The organism is Streptococcus sp. HMSC034E03, assembly GCF_001811505.1.
In the GTDB taxonomy this organism is placed as follows: Bacteria; Bacillota; Bacilli; order Lactobacillales; family Streptococcaceae; genus Streptococcus.
Genome location: NZ_KV804912.1, coordinates 1 through 1,196, shown reverse-complemented (window position 1 = coordinate 1,196; position 1,196 = coordinate 1). Strand labels below are relative to the sequence as shown.

Genomic DNA, 1,196 nt, shown 5'->3' with positions numbered 1-1,196 from the left:
AAAAAAGCCTTCTCGTGACTCACATCACGACCATGAAGCCCCTCCTCGACTTTAGAAGTATAGAAAGTCAAGGGGGTTCTCAGGTCTCCGTTTTGAGCCTCTGGCTTTTTATATCGATAGCTGGGACGATTAGTCTGATAGGACATCAGACATTGTTACTTCTGATTGTTTGTCTTCCCATTCAACAAAGCCAGGTAACGCTTCGTTGATTTCATCGAAACGCTCTTTTGACTCTTCAAATTCTTGGTCAACAGAACGAAACACCCCTTCTTTGATGTCGTAAAAGCCTTTTAAAACCTTAATCATGTTTTTCCTCCAATTTGTAATTTTCTAGTGATAATGCCATCAAATCTCCTTGAAAGTTTCCGTAGAAAAATTCAACTTGGTCATTGTAGACATATCGAGCACGTTCTAAAATAAGCTCTCTCACTCGTGGATCAGCAGAGTCCTTACTACCGACCAGACTGAGGATGGCTGACTCAGAACTTTCCAACATTTTAGAGAGGTTGTTATCCTCTCCAGTATGAAAAATCCTCATCCGCTCCTTGAAAGATTTAAGGAGTGGATGAAGTTGTTCTTCTGGAGTCATGGTTCAACTCCTAGATTAGGCTTGAGGAAGTTGTAGAGTCCAGACTGCTGCAGTCTTTTCATCGTGAGCCTTACCATAAGCAAATTGCTTAGCAGTGTAGAGGTTCAAATCTTCCAAAGCATAGGTTTCTGTGTAGCGACCGAATGAAATACCGCCACCGACAAAGGCATCATAACGACCTTTGACAAATGTAGTGACTTTACCAGCAGTCTGCGCCACGGATTCAACCAAGATAAGGTTAAATGGCATCGCAGTGATATAAACTCCTTGAGCATTCAACGAAGTGTATTGTTTCTTTACATCCCAAGCATCAGCTGGGTTAACAACCATCACAAGGTTGCCTTCTACTGCAACTGGAGTTGTTCCGTCCGCTTTTACAGAGTGATGTTTGTAAACATTTGTCAATTCTTTGACTACGGTTGCTGAGTCAGCAAAAGTCAACTTAGCAGTTTGAGCTGTTTTTTCAGCATAAGTTGTCTTATTGCTTTCAACAGTCCCTGAGAGAGTACGAGAAAGACCGATAGGTTTGTTGTCTCCATCGCCGTTCAAGAAAGCAGCTTCAAGGGCAGCGGCAAAGGCTTCTGTAATTTGTGCAGAAACAAATTTT

At 42.1% G+C, this 1,196-nt stretch carries 3 protein-coding genes; all 3 read right to left on the bottom strand.

Going from position 1 to position 1,196, the window contains the following annotated elements; translation table 11 throughout:
- Positions 1 to 129: 129 nt before the first annotated feature.
- On the bottom strand, positions 130 to 306 hold the full coding sequence (locus tag HMPREF2805_RS11175) for a hypothetical protein (RefSeq protein WP_186822534.1): 177 nt from the start codon (positions 304 to 306) through the stop codon (positions 130 to 132).
- Entirely contained in the window at positions 299 to 589 is a 291-nt protein-coding gene (locus HMPREF2805_RS00055; protein ID WP_033585804.1) for a hypothetical protein, read from the bottom strand. Before HMPREF2805_RS00055 ends, HMPREF2805_RS11175 begins: the two co-directional genes overlap by 8 nt.
- Positions 590 to 604: 15 nt before the next feature.
- A partial coding sequence (locus HMPREF2805_RS00050) for a phage major capsid protein (RefSeq protein WP_148131553.1) occupies positions 605 to 1,196 on the bottom strand: 592 nt, incomplete at its 5' end.

Coding starts and splice junctions, on each gene's coding strand:
- HMPREF2805_RS11175 (WP_186822534.1), bottom strand. CDS start 306: ATGATTAAGGTTTTAAAAGGCTTTTACGACATCAAAGAAGGGGTGTTT.
- HMPREF2805_RS00055 (WP_033585804.1), bottom strand. CDS start 589: ATGACTCCAGAAGAACAACTTCATCCACTCCTTAAATCTTTCAAGGAG.